The 17198-nt window shown below is 70.0% G+C and carries 14 protein-coding genes; 7 read left to right on the top strand and 7 right to left on the bottom strand.

Translation table 11 applies throughout. The annotated features are described in order from the left end of the window. Positions 1 to 34: 34 nt before the first annotated feature. Complete coding sequence (locus ABKA17_RS23045) at positions 35 to 1234, top strand: ATP-binding protein (RefSeq protein WP_353694074.1); 1200 nt, start codon at positions 35 to 37, stop codon at positions 1232 to 1234. 102 nt (positions 1235 to 1336) lie between these two features. Here ABKA17_RS23045 and ABKA17_RS23040 read toward each other — a convergent pair whose 3' ends face one another. Together ABKA17_RS23040 and ABKA17_RS23035 are read right to left on the bottom strand one after the other, a co-directional pair. After that, the gene (locus ABKA17_RS23040) at positions 1337 to 1834 is read right to left on the bottom strand and encodes a transmembrane transport protein (protein WP_353694073.1); all 498 of its coding nucleotides are present in this window, start codon (positions 1832 to 1834) and stop codon (positions 1337 to 1339) included. Further along, a complete protein-coding gene (locus ABKA17_RS23035) occupies positions 1831 to 2376 on the bottom strand; it encodes an RNA polymerase sigma factor (protein WP_353694072.1) in 546 nt (181 codons plus the stop codon). Before ABKA17_RS23035 ends, ABKA17_RS23040 begins: the two co-directional genes overlap by 4 nt. Before the next feature lie 227 nt (positions 2377 to 2603). On the opposite strand from ABKA17_RS23035, the gene ABKA17_RS23030 reads away from it, so the two are divergent. Then, positions 2604 to 3584, top strand: coding sequence for a hypothetical protein (locus ABKA17_RS23030; protein ID WP_353694071.1), 981 nt, complete (start codon positions 2604 to 2606; stop codon positions 3582 to 3584). Positions 3585 to 3646: 62 nt separating this feature from the next. On the opposite strand, the gene ABKA17_RS23025 is transcribed toward ABKA17_RS23030, so the two are convergent. Next, positions 3647 to 4507, bottom strand: coding sequence for an SCO4651 family lipoprotein (locus ABKA17_RS23025; protein WP_353694070.1), 861 nt, complete (start codon positions 4505 to 4507; stop codon positions 3647 to 3649). 475 nt (positions 4508 to 4982) lie between these two features. Here ABKA17_RS23025 and ABKA17_RS23020 point away from each other — a divergent pair, with 475 nt between their 5' ends. After that, positions 4983 to 6194 carry a Cmx/CmrA family chloramphenicol efflux MFS transporter gene (locus ABKA17_RS23020; RefSeq protein WP_353694069.1) on the top strand — a complete coding sequence of 404 codons (1212 nt, stop codon included), beginning with the start codon at positions 4983 to 4985 and terminating at the stop codon, positions 6192 to 6194. 59 nt (positions 6195 to 6253) lie between these two features. Here ABKA17_RS23020 and ABKA17_RS23015 read toward each other — a convergent pair whose 3' ends face one another. The 4 genes from ABKA17_RS23015 to ABKA17_RS23000 all read right to left on the bottom strand — a co-directional run bounded on the left by ABKA17_RS23015 (position 6254) and on the right by ABKA17_RS23000 (position 11523). Beyond that, a complete protein-coding gene (locus tag ABKA17_RS23015; protein WP_353694068.1) occupies positions 6254 to 7294 on the bottom strand; it encodes a hypothetical protein in 1041 nt (346 codons plus the stop codon). Positions 7295 to 7334: 40 nt separating this feature from the next. Further along, complete coding sequence (locus ABKA17_RS23010; RefSeq protein WP_353694067.1) at positions 7335 to 8906, bottom strand: alpha/beta hydrolase; 1572 nt, start codon at positions 8904 to 8906, stop codon at positions 7335 to 7337. Then, positions 8903 to 10126, bottom strand: a complete 1224-nt coding sequence (locus tag ABKA17_RS23005) for a serine hydrolase domain-containing protein (protein ID WP_353694066.1) — start codon at positions 10124 to 10126, stop codon at positions 8903 to 8905. Before ABKA17_RS23005 ends, ABKA17_RS23010 begins: the two co-directional genes overlap by 4 nt. A 314-nt stretch (positions 10127 to 10440) precedes the next feature. After that, on the bottom strand, positions 10441 to 11523 hold the full coding sequence (locus ABKA17_RS23000) for a LacI family DNA-binding transcriptional regulator (RefSeq protein ID WP_353694065.1): 1083 nt from the start codon (positions 11521 to 11523) through the stop codon (positions 10441 to 10443). A gap of 231 nt (positions 11524 to 11754) precedes the next feature. Here ABKA17_RS23000 and ABKA17_RS22995 point away from each other — a divergent pair, with 231 nt between their 5' ends. From ABKA17_RS22995 to ABKA17_RS22980, 4 genes are all read left to right on the top strand, one after another. Further along, on the top strand, positions 11755 to 12681 hold the full coding sequence (locus ABKA17_RS22995; protein ID WP_353694064.1) for a carbohydrate ABC transporter permease: 927 nt from the start codon (positions 11755 to 11757) through the stop codon (positions 12679 to 12681). Positions 12682 to 12685: 4 nt separating this feature from the next. Continuing rightward, positions 12686 to 13609 carry a carbohydrate ABC transporter permease gene (locus tag ABKA17_RS22990; protein WP_353694063.1) on the top strand — a complete coding sequence of 308 codons (924 nt, stop codon included), beginning with the start codon at positions 12686 to 12688 and terminating at the stop codon, positions 13607 to 13609. A gap of 92 nt (positions 13610 to 13701) precedes the next feature. Beyond that, on the top strand, positions 13702 to 15042 hold the full coding sequence (locus tag ABKA17_RS22985; protein WP_353694062.1) for an ABC transporter substrate-binding protein: 1341 nt from the start codon (positions 13702 to 13704) through the stop codon (positions 15040 to 15042). Between the two features lie 81 nt (positions 15043 to 15123). After that, complete coding sequence (locus ABKA17_RS22980) at positions 15124 to 17163, top strand: beta-galactosidase (protein WP_353694061.1); 2040 nt, start codon at positions 15124 to 15126, stop codon at positions 17161 to 17163. Positions 17164 to 17198: the final 35 nt, after the last annotated feature.

Genomic DNA, 17198 nt, shown 5'->3' with positions numbered 1-17198 from the left:
GGGGGATCTACCGAACGCCATGGGAGGGGTCTTCATGCGTGGAGACGGTACAGGGTACGACGCTGCTCGGATCGAGGTGCTGACGGGGCTGGAAGGGGTCCGCAAGCGGCCTGGGATGTGGGTCGGTTCGACCACGGAACGCGGCCTGCATCAGATGGCCTTCGAGGCGGTGGGATGGGCGGTGAGGGAGGTGTTGGCCACGGGCGCCGGCTGCGTCGACGTCACCCTCACGGCAGACGGCGCGGTGCGCGTCGCCGACGACGGGCCGGGGGTTCCCTTCGAGCTACCGGCTGCCGAGGGCTCGGACGACCTCAACGGCCCGGGACTTGAGGCCCTGCTGACCCGCCTGCACGCCGGGCACGAGTTCAGTGGGCGGGACTTCGTGGCGCTGAGCCCCGTCAGTACCGGGATCTTCGTCGTGAACGCCCTGTCGAGTCGGCTGACGGCGGAGGTACGTCACGAGGGGGTCGGCCGGAACCAGGAGTATGTGCGCGGTGTCCCGCTCGCCCCGCCCTCCGTCGGGACAGCCTCGACCGGAAGCGGGACGACCATCACCTTCTGGCCCGACGCCGAGATCTTCACCACGACGCAGTACTCGTTCGCCGTGCTGGCAGAGCGCTTTCGGCAAGTAGCCTTCCTCAACCGGGGACTGACCATCTCTCTGACGGACGAACGCCCGGCGGGAGGCCCACGGTTGGTGCGGTTCCGGTTCCCGGGCGGAGTACGGGACTTCGTGGCCGCTCTTTCCGCGGAAGCGGGCACCGCCGTCGAACCCGACGTCATCGGCTTCGAACGGGAGGACCCCCGGATGGCGGGGACGATGGAGGTGGCCCTCCTCTGGGGCGGCTCCCGCGAGAAACCGATGCGCGGTTTCGCCAACAGCCTGGTCACCTTCGAGGGCGGCACACATGTGGACGGCTTCCGCGACGGAGTGGCGGCCGCGGTCACCGCGTACGCACGCGAACGAGGACTGCTGACGGCAGCGGATCCCGACCCCGCGCCCGATCTGATCGGCACAGGCCTGGGCCTGACGGCCATTGTGTCGGTGAAACTCGACCGCCCCGAGTTCCTCGGCGCCACACGCACTCTCCTGGGCAATGCCGAGGTACGCACATGTGTCAGGGAGGCCGTCCAGGAACATCTCGGCGGATGGTTCGAGGAGCATCCGGAGGAGTCAGTGAGGGTCGTCGAGCGGATCCTTCAGAGCGCTCGGCCGAACGACCTTCCGAACTGAACGGATCGACGGACGTCCTGGCCGTCGACCCCGGTCCCTCCGTGGGTATGGCCCTCGACCACATCTACGAGGAACGCACCGCGGCGTCCTCGGTCTCCTACCTCAGACCGTGTCTTTCGTCAGGGTGGCGCGCAGGCGCAGCAGTTCGCTGTGGCGGGAGCGGGCACGTACGAGGGTGAGGCCGGCGGTCGCGATGAGGGCGCCGCCGGCGAGGGCGACGGTCAGGGCTTCGGTCGTGGTGCCGCGGACCGCGGCCAGGACCGTGCCGCCGGTGCCGGTCACGGTGGTGGCCAGGAAGGCGATCCGCGCGCCCACCACCCGGTCCAGGGCGAACAGCGGTCGGCGCCGGCTCAGCACCCACCCGGCGAAGACGGCCCAGGCGAGGCCGATCACGATCAGCGCGGCGAAGGCGACGCCGGTGCGTACGGGCAGTGGGCGTGGCTCGGTCAGCCACAACACGGCGATCAGCGCCGCGCCGCATCCGCCCGCGAGACCCACGGCCATGTGTCGCATGCGGGCGCGCATCGAGACCTCCGCCGCCAGCGCACGCTCCAGTGCCTCCGGTACCTCCCGGCGTGCCACGTCCTTGTGCTCGCTCATGCCTCATATCCCTTCTCGACCAAGGCCTCCCGCAACATGCGATGCGCACGGTGGAGCCTGCTCTTGACCGTGCCGGGCGGCACGCCCAGGACCTCCGCGCAGGCGGCCAGCGGCAGGTCCTCAAGGTGGAACAGGACCAGCACTTCACGTTCCAGCGGCGGCACCCCACCCAGCCCGGCCTCGATCTCCAGCACGGTCAACACATCGGCGAAACCGTCGTCATCGGCGACAGCGACGCCCGACTCCGGCTCGATGCTCTGCGGCAACCTGTACTCCTGGCGCAGATGGTCGGTGACCGTGCGCCGGGCGATGGTGAACAACCACGGGGCGAACCGCTCCGGCTGCCGCAGCCGCGGCAACCCACGAACCACCGCGAGCCACGCCTCCTGCGCGAGATCGTCCGCGACATGGGGAGAGCCCACCATGCCCCGTACGTAGCGCCACAGCGGGTCGTACCAAAGACGCACCAGCTCGTGAAACGCCTCCCGCTCCCCCAGCTGGCAGCGCACCACCAGCAGCCTGTCCCGGCCGTCGTCGCCCACCGCACCTCCCGTCCCACGCCATGGTCACCAAGACAGTCGGCCTCCGGCACGGAAAGGTTCACAGAATCCCGAACGGTTCGGTCAGCGCCAACCTCCCACGGAACCACCCACCGGGCTCACGGGGCCCGCGGCAACCGAGTTACCCAACTCCTGATGTGCGGTCACGGCACATGGTCGGCCAAAACGCGTTCGCCGCACGCCATGTGGCGGCGCTAGCCTCGGCGGTCATGGGAGAGCGAGCGCAGTACGTGGTGGTCGAGGGCGGCTCCTGGCAGCGGTACTACTCGCACTGGGGCGCCAACCGGGTGATCGGGGATCTGCTGGCCGGGCCGGCCGCGGCGACGCGCTGCTTCCGTGCCAACCGGGAGACCGACGAATGGCTCGACGACGTGTGGTGCGAGGGTGCCGCACTCGTCGACCACGACCGTCGGGTCCTGCTCTGGTTCGCCTTCGCGGACAGCTGGGCCGACCACGTCGCCGCGCGTGCCGTACTGGCGCGGACCTGGCCGGGCTGGGACGTCCGCCTCGCCCACGACGGCATGGGCGATCTGACCCACCACCTGGGCCTCGGCAGGGACTTGACCCGTGTGCCGGGCTGGCTCGAGACCTTCGAACCCTCCTGGTACGCGGACGCCGAATGCACCGAGCCCTGGTCCGTCGTCTCGCTGCGCCTGCCCGACGGAAGTGTTCGCGCGTGGGGCAGCACCCGCGAGACCATCGACCACCTCACTGTCGGTCTCGGCCTGATCGACCTGCTCGTGGCGTCGCCGCCCACCCCGGCGCCCGCGGAAATGCCGTACGGCGGCGTCCATTTCGACCCGCAGGCCCGCACTGTCTCGCTCTGGGCGGTCGAGACCGTGGCCGGCATGCACGACTGGCCCTTGCCGGGCTGGGAGAACTGGCGCCTGGACTTCCACGGTGAGGACCACACCCAGCAGGCCGGGCTACTTCCCGCGGACTTCGCCTTCCCCCGAACCCCGATCACGCCCGCACTGCGGAGCCTCGCCGACGGCATCGCCACTCCGCCGCCCGACAATGTCGAGTTCCTCGCCCGCGCCACGGCTGTGCCCGGTCCCGAGAACACCGTCCCCGCGGTGGCACCCGCCGCGCTGGTGCCCCACGGTCCGGCCGACCCCACCCCGGCCGAACTGGCCGCGCTGCGTACGGCACTCGAAGCACTGATCGCGGGGGCGGACATCGGGGGGTGAAGTCATAGAAGGTCTGCACGGGTACGGCGGGCCCGGCGCTGTGCGGCCGGGCCCGCTCGGGGTCAGCTCTTCTTCTGACCGTTCCGCAGCACCTGCTCGGTCATGTCGGTCACCTGGTCGGACGGCGGAGCCTCCGCCTCGACCTCGGTGCCGAAGGCGGAGAACTCCATCAGCGTGCTGACCTTGACCTGTTGAGGCGAGGAGCTCGCGCCCGACTGGGCAGAGGCCGGCGCCTTGACAGTCATGTCGATCTGCTGGCGCCGGATCCGGCCCTCGTCGTCGAGCCAGATCTGCATGGGCAACGTCGGTCCGATCTGCTCGCGCAGCTGCGAGCCGCCGGGCAGCCGCGTGACGTCGACCGAGACCTTGTACCGCTGGGTGTCGACACCGCCGATCTTCTCGGTGCCGGCCCGGGTGACGTCGTCGTCGGTGATCGCCTTGGCATAGGCGGCTGACTGGGCAGGATCGCCGATCTGCGCGGGGTCCGCACCCTGCTCTTCCGCGACCTTCTCCAGGTCGACCTTCATCCAGGGCTTGCCGCCGGGCTTCTTCTGGGCAGGGGCCTTCTGATACAGCACCTGGTCCACCACGCGCTGCTCGATGGTCTGGCCCTCGGCCGTGACGGTCATGGTGCTGTCGCCGTCCGCGAGGTCGATGGCCCCCTTGCCGCCGGACGTGATCGACCGGCCGTCCGCCGCGGCCTTCACCTTGACCGTCATCTTCGCCGTCTCGGCCTCGGCGGTCTTGTCGTAGGCGCTGCGCACGGCAGTCGTGCTCTGCTCCTGGTCGCCGCCGCCGGTACTCGCTTCGGCGGCGGGCCGGTCGTCCTTCGATTCGCTGTCGCCTCCGCAGCCCGAAAGTACGACGCTGCCCATGATGACGGCTGTTCCGATCGCGGACGCCTTCATTCCTCTGCTCCGCATGTGATTCCCTCTTTCCTCACGATGGCCGAATTGCCTCTGCCATGCCGTCGGCGTGCAACGTGAGTGCCCCTGAGCAGCCCCAATACGCTCAGCGGTGCGGGTGATTGGCCGGTTCACCGGGGTTCTGGCCTGCCCTCCGGACATTCTTGTGGGTGCGTGGAGTGCCCGTGTGGGCACCTGATATCCCGAGGGTTCCTCGAAGGGGAACCGGAACTCGGAGATCCGGAAATTCGATGGCCGCCCGGCGAAACCGAAGTGCCTCGGCGCCTCGTGGTCGGGTAGCGTGCGGGCCATGTCGAGTCCTGAGTCAGACGAGGTGGGGGCTTTCGGTCACGCCGTCAGCCCCCTGCGCCACTGAGCTCTTAGCCCTCTCGTCGCGCCGCGTCACGCGGTCGGACGAGTGGGCCTCCAGGGTGCTGACAGCGGTGACGAGATGTCCTTCTCTCGTGCTTCTCCTCGCCTCGGAGCCCACTCGATGCCTCTTGCCCTGTATCTGCTTGCCCTGGCCGTATTCGCCATGGGCACCTCGGAGTTCATGCTCGCCGGTCTCGTGCCGGACATCGCCTCAGACCTCGACGTCAGCGTCGGGACGGCAGGCGCGCTCACGTCGGCCTACGCGATCGGCATGATCGTAGGCGCCCCACTCGTGGCCGCGTTCGCCCGTAACTGGCCCACCCGCACCAGCCTGCTCTCATTCATCCTCGCCTTCGCGGCAGCTCACGCCGTGGGCGCCCTCACCCCCGACTTCCCGGTCCTGTTCGCCACCCGGGTCGTTGCCGCACTCGCGAACGCGGGGTTCCTCGCCGTCACCCTGACGACCGCGGCCACGCTCGTCTCGCCCGACCGGAAGGGACGTGCACTGGCCGTGCTGCTGTCGGGCACGACGACGGCCACGGTCGCCGGTGTGCCTGGTGGTGCGGTGTTCGGCACGCTGTTCGGCTGGCGGGCCACGTTCTGGACCGTCGCCGCACTCTGTCTGCCGGCCGCTCTCGGCGTCCTGAAGGGCATCTCGGCGGGCCTGGTGCAGGAACACGCGGCCGACGGCCCGGCCTCGCACACCGAACTCGCGACCGACGGGCCGGCCCTGCGTACCGAACTCGCCCAGCTGGCACGGCCGAGGCTGATCCTGGTGATGCTGCTGGGTGCGCTGGTGAACGCGGCGACCTTCGCCGGCTTCACTTTCCTCGCCCCCGTCGTGACCGACGCCGCCGGGCTCGGTGAGTTGTGGGTCCCCGTCGCCCTGGTGCTCTTCGGCGTCGGCGCCTTCACCGGGGTCACCGTCGCCGGTCGCCTGTCCGACCGACACCCTGGACCGGTCATCGCCGTCGCCGGCCCACTGCTGCTCATCGGCTGGCCGGCCCTGGCCCTGCTGGCCGCCGAGCCGGTCGCTCTCCTCACCCTCGTGTTCGTCCAGGGCGCCTTGTCGTTCGCGCTAGGCAGCACCCTGATCACGCGAGTCCTCTACGAGGCCGCCGGCGCCCCCACCATGGCCGGGTCCTACGCGACCACGGCACTCAACATGGGCGCCGCCGTCGGCCCCCTCCTCGCCGCCACCACCCTCGGCACCGCAGCCGGGACCCTCGGGCCCCTGTGGTCCAGCGGGCTCCTGATCGCTGCCGCACTGCTCATCGCGCTCCCCCTCCGCACCACGATCTCGACCGGCCGAGGCATCGAGGTACCGCGATGACAGCGGCGAACGCCCGCTCACAGGCCGGCACCTGGCGCTCTGGCTCGACCCCGCCCTCACTACTCAGCCGCGTCGGAGAACCTCACCCGCACCGCCACCACGGCACCCGACGCATCCAGGTCGGCCGATACGGGGAAGTAGCCGTCGCCCCAGCTCGTCATCGCGCAGAGCAGTCGGGCGTCGCCGACATCAACGGTTCCGGCCTCGACCTCGGAGGCGCGGACCTGGCGCATGACCTGCCAGTGATGGGAGTGGGGCCGGAAGTCCACCATCATGCGGCGCCCGGTCTCCTCCTTCCATGCCTCCAGGGCGAGAGCCTTTTCCACCGCCTCGGCCACGGCGAGCCCGGTCCAGCCACGAACACCGTCCTCGCCGGGTTCGCCGAGTTCCGAAGCTGCGAACGTCGCGGCGGCTTCCTCCGCCGCGGCGCCCCAGAACGCGACGTCGGCAAGGCCGTCCACGGGCTCGTCGTGCTGCCAGACGTTCAGGGCGTCGGCGTCGCCGAACAGCACGCGGGCCCAGTCGACGCCGATGTCACCCAGCGGCACGGATGTCTGCGCCGGTGCGTCGCTGATCCGGACCGACATCTCCGACCAGCGCGGCCCGACGCCGTCTCCGAAGTCGACCCGCGAAGCGAACACCGGCAGATGACAATCGCCGGGTATCCCTCCCACCACGACGACAGGCACCCCGAACATCAGGAAACCGCCGCCGCCTTCCGCGGCCGTACGGCGTGCGCGTCGGGCATGTGGTTCGCGGTTCGGCAACGCCTCCAAGCGAGCGTCCAGGCCCACGGCCAGGCAGTGCTCGTCGAACATCCGCCCAAGCTCCACCGATTTGGAGGCGGGGATGTCGTGGAGCATGGCACCCGGCTGGCGTCCGAAGCTGCGGGCCGCTGCTGAGGCGTCCGGGCCGACCACGGCGAAGTCCACCGAGTTGAGCACCTCGGCAGCCATCGCCGGGTCGTCGACGCCGAGCAGAGCAGGATCGATCTCCTTCGGCGACCGCTCCCCGCTCCACAGCCCCAGATAGCCGCCGTCCACGATGACCAGGACCCCTGAGGGGCAGCTGATCTCACCCAGTCTGAAGATCTCTTCCATGGCGCGCGAGTCTACGGTCGACGCGTGCGCCGCCCGGCGTTCACCGTGTACGCGCTACGCAGGTGACGTCCGCGGCCGGGAGGCGGCCGGTGGCGAGGTAGGCGTTGACGGTGTCGTCGACGCACGGGGTGCCAGAGACGCCGTACACCGCGTGCTGGTCGGCGCCTCGCAGGGTGACCAGTCGGGAGGAGGGCCACATGCGGCGTGCGGCTGTGGCGCCCTCGTAGGTGGTGCGCGGGTCTCCGGTGGCGTTGACGAGCAGGGCGGGGGCGTCGTCCCTGATGGTGGTGGGGCGCTCGCGGGGCGGGTTCCAGAAGGCGCAGGGGTTGAGGTTGTTCGTGACAGGGCCGAACAGGGCGTCTTGCGCGCGGGCGCGCTGGATGTCGCGCCAGTAGACCTCCGGATCACGCGGGGCGGCGACGTCGCCGCACACGATGGCCATCTGGACGCTGCCGTAGTGGGAGTCGGCTCCGGTCAGCATGAAGTCGAGGACGTCGGCGAGCCACGGGGACGGGGTGACCCGGTGCCCGTCCGAGGCGCGCACCAAGTCCCGTATCCCCTGCGCGAAGTCAGCGTAGGCGGAGTCGTTGTCCTGGGAGAGGCCGTTGAAGACGACGAGGGGAACCGCGTGCTCGTCCACCCGGTGCGCTCCGATCCGCAGGGGTGTACGGGCGGCGGCCGCCTGCACGCGGTCCACGGCCGCCAGTACCGCTCCACGGGTACGGCCCAGGCCGTAGGTCGCGTCGTGGGCCGCGGCCCATGTCGCCCAGCCTCGCAGTGCGTGGCGGTTTGCCTTCCCGGTGTCCCGCAGCAGCCTGGGGCCGTACTGGTCCGGGTCGATGACACCGTCCAGGACGACCCGGTCGGTGCGGCCGGGGAACATCGTGGTGTACACCTCGCCCAGGTAACTGCCGTACGAGTAGCCCAGGTAGGAGATCCGCTTCTCACCGAGCGCGGCGCGGATGACGTCCAGGTCGCGCGCGGTGTTCCGGGTGGTGACGTACGGCAGCACATCTCCCGCGTGCTGTCGGCAGCGCTGGGCGAGGTCCTTGGAGAACGCCGCCACGCGGTCGAAGCCGGCGCGGTCGACGCCCGCACCGCGGAACGCGGAGCCGGTCGGCCACTGGCAGTCCAGCGGGGTGCTGCGGCCGACGAAGCGGGGGTCCACGCCCACCACGTCGTAGCGTGCGCCGACGTCCTTCATCGCCTGGCGCACCCAGGGCGGGTCACCGAGCGTCTGCCCGCCGGGGCCACCGCCGTTGAGGAGCAGCGGGCCGACGCGGTGGGTGGTGTCGGTGGCGCGGATCCTGGAGATCGCGACGGTGATCGTACGGCCGTCGGGATCGCTGTAGTCCAACGGCACCCTCACGTCGGCACATCGGGCGCCCGCCTGCTCAAGTTCCTTGCCGGTCGTGTCGTCCGGGCCGAGCACGCAGCTCTTCCAGTCCAGGTGCTGGTGGTGGTAGCGGGCGAGGGGGTCGGCGACCGCCCGGGCCGGGAGGGCCGTGGCGGGCAGTGCCGTGAGGGCGAGCGCGGTGGCGGCGGTGAGGCTCAGCGCGGCCTTTGTCGCCGTATGCGCGGAGCCCTGCTGCGAGCGGGGTAAGCGGATCACTGATGTTGCCCTTCTGTCGGGTCTGTTGCTTGGGCAGGCCGCTCTTCGCAGAAGGCGGTCTGGATCAGGTCGAGGAAGTCCTGTTCGGCCAGGAGCGAGTCCGGCACCTTGTTGAGCGCGACGGCGACGCCGCGCCCGTCGGGACCTACGGCGGTGAACGCCCGGTGGCCTCCCGGCACGGTCCCCGCATGGCCCCACCACAGGCCGCCGCAGCGCAGCGGGGAGGAGATCAGGCCGAGCCCGTAGCGGGCGCCGGGCCACAGCCGGTCGGGGTCGGCGGCCACCGTCCGCCGCATGTCGGCCAGTTGGTCCGCGGGCAGCAGACGGCCGCCGAGCAGTGCGGTGCTGAACCGGGTCAGGTCGGCGGGTGTGGAGACCAGGGCGCCGCCGACCCCGCCGAACGTCGTGTTCCAGGCGGTGCCGTCGACGAGGCGGCCGCCCTCGGCGGTGAAGTAGCTGCGCGAGTGCGGTCCGTGGATGTGCGTGTCGTCCTCGGGCCAGTACGTGTCGCGCAACCCGAGGGGCCGGATCACGCGGCGGGTGATCTCCGTCTCCGGAGCGTGGCCGGTGACCTCACGGATGATCAGGCCCGCGAGGAGGTAGTTGGTGGTGGCGTAGTGCCACGGTGTCGGCGGCCGTGGCAGGTCGAGGGCGCGGGCGACGAGGTCTCGCGGTTCGAAGTGGCGGTACCGGAGGAGTTCGGGGTGCTCCCACTCGGGGGCGTCGAGGTAGTCGGGCAGTCCGCTGGTGTGCCGCAGCAGCTGCCGTACGGTGATCCGGCGGCCGTCGTAGCCGTTGTGGCGGATCAGACCGGGCAGGTAGCGGTCGACGGGGGCGTCCAGCGCGATGCGGTGCTCGGCGGCGAGTTGGAGCACGACCGTCGCGGTGAACGTCTTGGTGACGCTGCCGGCCCGCAACCGGTCGCCGGCGTCCATGGGACGGCCCGTGCCGAGGTCGGCCGTCCCGGCGGTCGCGGTCCGGGTCCGGCAGGGCGCGTCCTTGGCGGTGTCGGTGATCAGGACGGCGGCGCCGGTGATCCGGTCGCGGTCGGTGAGCGTGCGCAGTGCCTGACGCAGTTCCTCGTGTGGTCCGCACCCGGCGTGCTGCCGGGCGGTGGGCGACTGGGCGGCAGCCGGAGCGACGGACACGACGAGGGCCGTTAACAGGGCCACCACGCCGGTACGTCTGCCCAGTTCGGAGGTGATGCGGGAGGGTGCCATGCGCCACAACGCTAGGCAGGCGCCGCTCCGGGGTCACTCGGGCTGGCAGCCGATTCGCGGGTGGGGACAACTCCAGCGCGGGTCAGGGGGTATCCCCCCGGGCGCGCCGATCGAAGGCGTTGCGGCCCAAGGTGAGACGCCCCCAGATCATCAGTCGCCTCGCCGCACGGCCCAGCAGCCGCGGCAACGCAAGGCCCTTCCCGGACGGCCGAGTCGTAGGTCGTGCCCCTGGGCGGCCGCGCCGCACAGCCGCCGCCGAGCCCCGCGGCGCGCCATACCTGCGAGGGCATCGATCGGCGCCCTCCGGCCGTCTCTCAGCGTGCCCTCGGCGCCGCCGTGCTCTCGCGGATCGTCAGGCGGGTCGGCACGAGGGTGGTGCCGTGGGACGCGTCGTCGTGGCGCATCTTGCGCAGGACCGCCTGGACGCAGAGGCGGCCGACCTCGGCGAAGTCCTGGTGGACGGTCGTCAGGGGCGGCAGGAAGGACGAGGCCTCGGCGATGTCGTCGAAGCCGATGACGCTGACGTCCTCGGGGACGCGCCGGCCGCGTTCGTGCAGGGCGCGCAGCAGTCCCAGTGCCATCTGGTCGTTGGCCGTGAAGACGGCCGTGCAGTCCTCGCGCGCGGCCAGTTCCAGGCCCGCCCGGTAGCCGGACTCCGCCGACCAGTCGCCCCGCACCAGGGGCGGTACCCGGCGGCCCGCGTCGGTGAGCGTGCTCTGCCAGGCGTCGGTGCGGCGCTGGGCGGCGTAGGAGCCCTCGGGGCCGGCGAGGTGCCAGACCGTGTCGTGGCCGAGCCCGAGGAGGTACTGGACGGCCGCGCGGGAGCCGCCGACCTGGTCGGTGTCGACGACCGTATACCGTTCGCCCGCGTCGGAGTCGGCGACGACCACCTGGACCCGGGGTGGCATGTTGATGGTGGCGGCGTCCAGGAGGTGCACCTCCATGATGACGATCACCGCGTCGACGGCGAGTTCCTCCAGGCGGGAGAAGGCGCCGCGCACCTCGTCCTGGGTGGGGACGGCGACCGGCAGCAGGGTCACCGCGTATCCCTCGGCGGCCGCGGCGGTGGCGATCGCCTCCAGGGTGCGGACATTGCCGGTCGTGGAGAGGGTGAAGGTGATCACGCCCAGGGTGCGGAACTCGCCGCGCTTGAGGGCGCGGGCGGCGCTGTTGGGGCGGTAGCCCAGCTCCCGCATGGCGGCGAGGACCTGACGGCGGGTCTCTTCGTTGACGCCGGCGTAGCCGTTCGACACGCGGGAGACGGTCTGGGACGACACACCGGCCAGCCGCGCCACGTCGGCCATCGAGGCCGAGGGGCGGGCCGGTCCGGGGGTGCGCCGTCCGCCGGTCACCGCAGGTGTGGGCGCCTGCGTCGGCGAGTCGTGTGTCGTGTCCATTTTCTTACCCCCTGCCTGTCTGTGCATCGCTTGGGTCACGATCCTCCAGGGGGACCCTTGACCTGTGTCATCGGAGGAGTGTAGACATGCCGCCATCGGATGTTTACGTAAACATAACAGCTCAGGTCTCTTTTTTTGAGGCTTGATGTTTGCGTAAACATCACGGCCGCTCCGTAACGGGGAAATCCGTGCGGGGCGCGGGTTCCATGAGTGAACGAGCGAGGAACGATCATGACAACGCTGCAACCGCCGGCCGCCGCCGAGCCGCGCCCGGCACCGCCTCCGGCGAAACGGGACCGACGCTCCTGGACGGGGTGGGGGTTCATCGGCCCGTTCGTGGCGGTGTTCGCGCTCGTCTTCCTCGCGCCGATCGCGTACTCGATCTATCTGAGTCTCTTCCGCAACCAGCTCATCGGCGGCAACCAGTTCGTCGGCCTGGACAACTACACGCAGGCGCTCAAGGACGACCAGTTCTGGGCGGCCGTCGGCCGGGTGGGCCTCTTCCTGGCGATCCAGGTGCCGATCATGCTGGGCATCGCCCTGCTGGTGGCACTGGCGCTGGACAGCGGCCGCCTCTACGGCAAGAGCTTCTTCCGCATCACGATCTTCCTGCCGTACGCCGTGCCCGCCGTGGTCGCCACCCTGATGTGGGGCTTCATGTACGGCACCAAGTACGGCCTGGTGGGCGACATCAACGAGGCGTTCGGCACCTCACTGCCCAACCTGCTCTCCCCCGACTGGGTCCTCGCCTCCATCGGCAACATCGTGACCTGGGAGTTCGTCGGCTACAACATGCTGATCTTCTACTCCGCGCTGCGCGTCATCCCGACCTCCCTGTACGAGGCGGCGGAGATCGACGGCGCCGGACAGTGGCGGATCATCAGCTCGATCAAGCTCCCCGCGATCCGGGGCGCCATCGTCATCGCCACGATCTTCTCGATCATCGGCAGCTTCCAGCTCTTCAACGAGCCGAGCATCCTGCGTCCGCTGGCGCTGAACTCCATCACCACGGACTACACGCCGAACTTCTACACCTACTCGCTGTCCTTCAACGGCCAGCAGCACAACTACTCCGCGACGGTGGCCATCATCATGGGCGTCATCACGATGATCGTCGCTTACGCCGTCCAGCTGCGCGGCATGCGCAAGGGAGCGTGACCCGATGACCACCTCTGTCACCGCTCCCCCCGCGAAGAACACCACCCCCAGGCTGCGGACCCCCCGTAAGAAGCACACGCCGGGCAAGACGAAGCGCAGTGTGCTGCTGACGGTGCTGATGGCCCTGATGGTCCTCTACACCGTGGTGCCGCTGATCTGGCTGCTCATCAACTCCACCAAGACCCAGGCGGGTCTGGGCGACTCCAACGGACTGTGGTTCGCCCATGACTTCGCCCTGTGGGACAACATCCGGGACACCTTCACCTACCACGACGGCATCTTCGGCCGCTGGCTGCTGAACACCCTGCTGTACGTGGTGCTCGGCGCGGGCGGCGCGACGCTGCTGGCGGTGCTGGGCGGCTACGCGCTGGCGAAGTTCGACTTCCCCGGCAAGCGCGGGATCTTCGCCGTCGTCATCGGCGCGGTCGCCGTGCCGGGTACGGCCCTCGCGGTGCCCACCTTCCTGATGTTCAGCAAGATGGGACTCACCGACACCCCCTGGGCGGTGATCATCCCGTCACTGGTCTCGCCGTTCGGCCTCTACCTGATGTGGGTGTTCGCCGCCGAGGCGATCCCGACCGAGCTGCTCGAAGCGGCCCGGATGGACGGGGCGAGCGAGGTGCGGACCTTCTTCCAAGTGGCACTGCCGCTGCTGGCCCCGGGAATCGTGACCGTGCTGCTGTTCACCACGGTCGCCACCTGGAACAACTACTTCCTTCCGCTGATCATGCTGAAGGACCCGGACTGGTACCCGCTGACCCTGGGTCTGAGCGCCTGGAGCTCGCAGGCGCAGACCATCGGCGGCGAGGTGATCTTCAACCTGGTGATCACGGGCTCGCTGCTCACGATCATCCCGCTGATCGCCGCGTTCCTGTTCCTCCAGAAGTACTGGCAGTCCGGACTCGCCGCCGGAAGCGTCAAGGAGTGACGCGGACGGCGCCCACAAGCCCCCCAATTGAGCACCACCAGCACGACCCCCACCCTCACCTGTCCCACCCACGCAGAAGTGGAAGCACCTCCATGCGCCAGACAACGAGCCGCCTCCTGCGCGGCATCGCCCTTGTCTCCACCCTCGCCCTCGGCCTCACGGCCTGCGGCGGCTCGGACGACGACGGCTCCGACACCAAGGCCGTCTCCGCCGCGGACATCAAGGCGGCCCTGGACAAGGGCGGCGACATCACGGTCTGGGCCTGGGAGCCCACCCTGAAGACCGTGGCCGCCGACTTCCAGAAGAAGTACCCGAAGGTCAAGGTCAACCTGGTCAGCGAGCGCTCCGGCGACAAGCACTACACCGCGCTGTCCAACGCCATCTCGGCCGGCAAGGGCGTCCCCGACGTCGCCCAGGTCGAGTACTTCGCGCTCGGCCAGTACTCCCTCACCAAGGGCCTGTCCGACCTGGCCCCCTACGGCGCCGACAAGCTCGCCTCCAAGTACACGGCCGGCCCGTGGAACGCGGTCAGCGACGGCGACAAGGTCTACGGCCTGCCGATGGACTCGGGCCCGATGGCGATGTTCTACAACAAGAAGGTCTTCGACAAGTACAAGATCGCCGTCCCGACCACCTGGGACGAGTACCTGGACGCGGCCCGCAAGCTGCACAAGGCCGACCCGAAGGCGTACATCGCCAACGACGCCGGTGACGCGGGCTTCACCACCTCCATGCTGTGGCAGGCCGGTTCGCGCCCCTACAAGGTCGACGGCACCAAGGTCGGCATCAACTTCGACGACGCGGGCGCCAAGAAGTTCGAGACCGTCTGGCAGAAGCTGATCGACGAGAAGCTCCTCGCCCCGATCAACGGCTGGACCGACGACTGGTACAAGGGCCTGGGCGACGGCTCCATCGCCACCCTGACCACCGGCGCCTGGATGCCCGCCAACTTCGAGACCGGCGTCGCCGGTGCCAAGGGCCAGTGGCGCGCCGCCGCGATGCCGGCCTGGACCAAGGGTGACAAGGCGAGCGCGGAGAACGGCGGCTCCTCGCTGACCGTCCCGGCACTGGCCAAGAACAAGGCCCTCGCCTACGCCTTCGCCGAGTACGCCAACGCCGGTGACGGTGTCGCCACCCGTGTCTCCGAAGGCGCCTTCCCCGCCACCAAGGCGGAGCTGGACTCGCCCGACTTCCAGAGCAAGAAGTTCGACTACTTCGACGGCCAGGAAGCCAACAAGATCTTCGCCGAGTCCGCCGCGAACGTGGCCAGCAACTGGTCCTACCTGCCCTTCCAGCCGTACGCCAACTCGATCTTCAACGACACGGTCGGCAAGGCCTACGTCTCCAAGACCACGCTCGCCGAGGGGCTGAAGGCCTGGCAGGACGCGTCGGTCAAGTACGGCGAGGAGCAGGGCTTCACCATCGAGAAGTAGCCCGCACCACAGCTCGAAACGCCGGGCGGCGCGGCACCACGCCGCGCCGCCCCCGTGCACCACCCTTTCGGAAGGACCACCATGATCTCCACCCTCCACTCCCGCGGCAGCGGGACGGACGGTGACCCCGCCCCGCGTCTCGCCTTCGGCGCCGACTACAACCCCGAGCAGTGGCCCCGGGAGGTGTGGCAGGAGGACGTCCGGCTGATGCGGGAGGCCGGTGTCACCATCGTCTCCGTGGCGATCTTCTCGTGGGCCCGGCTCCAGCCGACCGCCGACGAGTGGGACTTCGGCTGGCTCGACGAGGTCATGGACCTGCTGCACGCCGGCGGCATCGGCGTCGACCTGGCGACCGCCACCGCCTCCCCGCCGCCGTGGCTGACCACGGCCCACCCGGAGATCCTGCCGGTCACCGCGACCGGCGAGACCCTGTGGCCGGGCGCCCGCCAGCACTGGCGGCCCACCTCCCCGGTCTTCCGCGAGCACGCCCTGCGCCTGGTCCGCGAGATGGCCACCCGCTACGCCGACCACCCCGCGCTCGTCGCCTGGCATGTCTCCAACGAGCTGGGCTGCCACAACGTCTACGACTACTCCGACGACGCGGCCCGTGCCTTCCGCGACTGGCTGCGCGCCCGCTACGGCACCGTGGAGACCCTCAACCACGCCTGGGGCACGGCGTTCTGGTCGCAGCGCTACAGCGACTGGGAGCAGATCCTGCCCCCGCGACTGGCGGCCTCGCACCCGAACCCGACCCAGCAGCTGGACTTCAAGCGCTTCTCCTCCGACGCCCTGAAGGACTACCTGCGCGCCGAGCGGGACCTCCTCAAGGAGATCACTCCGGACGTCCCGGTCACCACCAACTTCATGGTGATGGGCGAGACCAAGGGCATGAACTACGCGGACTGGGCCGAGGAGATCGACTTCGTCTCCAACGACCACTACGTCCTGCCCGGCCCGCAGTCCCGCGACGAACTGTCCTTCTCCGCGAACCTCACCAGCGGCATCGCGGGCGGCCGGCCGTGGTTCCTGATGGAGCACTCCACCAGCGCCGTCAACTGGCAGCCGGTCAACGTCGCCAAGCGGCCGGGCGAGCTGGCCCGGGACTCACTGCTGCACGTGGCGCACGGCGCGGACGCCGTCTGCTACTTCCAGTGGCGGCAGTCGGCGGCCGGCGCCGAGAAGTACCACTCGGCGATGGTCCCGCACGCCGGCGCCGACAGCGAGCTGTTCCGCGCGGTCGCCGAACTCGGCGCCACCCTCAAGTCCCTGGCCCCGGTGGCCGGTTCGACCCGGGAGAGCGCGAAGGTCGGGATCGTCTTCGACTGGGACTCCTGGTGGGCGAGCGAGCAGGACTCCCATCCCACCTCCCTGCTCAACTACCGCCAGGAAGGCCTGGACTGGTACTCGGCGCTCCTCGCCCTCGGCGTCCGCGCCGACCTGATCACCACCAGGAGCGACTTCGCGCGCTACGACGTGCTGATCGCGCCGGTCCTGCACGTGATCCCGGCGGAACTCGCCAAGGAGCTCACCCGCTACGCCGAGCAGGGCGGCCACCTGATCACCACCTACTTCTCCGGCGTCGTCGATCAGAACGACCACGTCTGGCTCGGCGGCTACCCCGGCGCCCTGCGCGACCTGCTCGGCATCCGCGTCGAGGAGTTCGGCCCGTTGCTCGCGGAGGAGTCGGTGTCCCTGGACGACGGCTCGACCGGCACCCTGTGGACCGACCGCATCACCCTCGCCGACGACCGGACCGAGGTCCTCGCCCGCTACGACTCCGGCAACCAGGCCGGACGGCCGGCCCTGACCCGCCGTACGACAGAAGCCGGTTCGGCGTCGTACGTCTCCACGCGGCTCGGCGTCGCGGGGCTCACCGCACTGTTGCCGCGACTGCTCGAACCGGCCGGCGTGACGAGCGAGCTCCCGGCCGAGGCACGCGGACGCGTCGAACTGGTCGTCCGCAAGGGCACTGACGCTCGGTTCCTGTTCCTGGTGAACCGGACCGACGACACCGTGCCACTGCCCGGGTTCACCGGCGACGTGCTCTACGGCACGGACGGCGACGAAGGGCTCGTCCTCGGGCCGCGCGAGGTCGCCGTGGTGCGCCGACCGCTGACCTGACCACTCCCCCACCTCTGTCTCCCCGGGCGGAACAT

The organism is Streptomyces sp. RG80 (genome assembly GCF_040446465.1).
GTDB lineage: Bacteria > Actinomycetota > Actinomycetes > Streptomycetales > Streptomycetaceae > Streptomyces.
This window is presented reverse-complemented; position numbering and strand designations above follow the sequence as displayed.

What these genes read in the sequence shown, in the direction of transcription:
- ABKA17_RS23045 (WP_353694074.1), top strand. Translation starts at nt 35, where the DNA reads ATGCGTGGAGACGGTACAGGGTACGACGCTGCTCGGATCGAGGTGCTG.
- ABKA17_RS23040 (WP_353694073.1), bottom strand. Translation starts at nt 1,834, where the DNA reads ATGAGCGAGCACAAGGACGTGGCACGCCGGGAGGTACCGGAGGCACTG.
- ABKA17_RS23030 (WP_353694071.1), top strand. Translation starts at nt 2,604, where the DNA reads ATGGGAGAGCGAGCGCAGTACGTGGTGGTCGAGGGCGGCTCCTGGCAG.
- ABKA17_RS23025 (WP_353694070.1), bottom strand. Translation starts at nt 4,507, where the DNA reads ATGCGGAGCAGAGGAATGAAGGCGTCCGCGATCGGAACAGCCGTCATC.
- ABKA17_RS23020 (WP_353694069.1), top strand. Translation starts at nt 4,983, where the DNA reads ATGCCTCTTGCCCTGTATCTGCTTGCCCTGGCCGTATTCGCCATGGGC.
- ABKA17_RS23015 (WP_353694068.1), bottom strand. Translation starts at nt 7,294, where the DNA reads ATGGAAGAGATCTTCAGACTGGGTGAGATCAGCTGCCCCTCAGGGGTC.
- ABKA17_RS23005 (WP_353694066.1), bottom strand. Translation starts at nt 10,126, where the DNA reads ATGGCACCCTCCCGCATCACCTCCGAACTGGGCAGACGTACCGGCGTG.
- ABKA17_RS23000 (WP_353694065.1), bottom strand. Translation starts at nt 11,523, where the DNA reads ATGGACACGACACACGACTCGCCGACGCAGGCGCCCACACCTGCGGTG.
- ABKA17_RS22995 (WP_353694064.1), top strand. Translation starts at nt 11,755, where the DNA reads ATGACAACGCTGCAACCGCCGGCCGCCGCCGAGCCGCGCCCGGCACCG.
- ABKA17_RS22990 (WP_353694063.1), top strand. Translation starts at nt 12,686, where the DNA reads ATGACCACCTCTGTCACCGCTCCCCCCGCGAAGAACACCACCCCCAGG.
- ABKA17_RS22985 (WP_353694062.1), top strand. Translation starts at nt 13,702, where the DNA reads ATGCGCCAGACAACGAGCCGCCTCCTGCGCGGCATCGCCCTTGTCTCC.
- ABKA17_RS22980 (WP_353694061.1), top strand. Translation starts at nt 15,124, where the DNA reads ATGATCTCCACCCTCCACTCCCGCGGCAGCGGGACGGACGGTGACCCC.